The organism is Halobellus sp. Atlit-38R, assembly GCF_003665925.1.
Lineage (GTDB): Archaea > Halobacteriota > Halobacteria > Halobacteriales > Haloferacaceae > Haloquadratum > Haloquadratum inordinatus.
Window position 1 is genome coordinate 1 of sequence record NZ_QXIJ01000427.1, and the last position, 429, is coordinate 429.

1 protein-coding gene is annotated in these 429 nt (G+C 67.6%); it reads right to left on the minus strand.

Going from position 1 to position 429, the window contains the following annotated elements; genetic code table 11:
* The coding region (locus tag D3D02_RS20200) for a carbohydrate ABC transporter permease (RefSeq protein WP_147435823.1) at positions 1–429 on the minus strand (429 nt) is incomplete at both ends.

A 429-nucleotide genomic window follows, 5' to 3' on the forward strand; every position in this document is an offset into this window, starting at 1 on the left:
GGACCCACGCGGACTCTTCGAGCGCGATGGGGACGGGCTGGAAGTACTGCCACATCAGCCAGATGCAGAACGGCGCGGAGATGGCCGTCAGCGCGAGGGTGAGCGCGAAGTGGCTGTTGAGCAGGCCGAGCGTCGAGAAGACGACGTACAGCGGGATGGCGAGGACGATGGGGCTGAACATGTACGAGAACAGCAGCGCCCGCGCCGCCAGCGACTTCCCGGTGAAGTCGAAGCGCGTCAGGCCGTAGCCCGCCGCGACCGCGATAGTCGTCGAGAGGACGGTCGACCCGAGCGTGACGACGAGGCTGTTGACGAAGTACCGGACCGTGTCGGTCGACCCGAGGAGGACGAGGAAGTTCCGGAGCGACGGCTCGGTGGGCAGCAGGTTCACCCGCCCGCCGGCGAACGTCGTCGCCGGCGACTGGATGA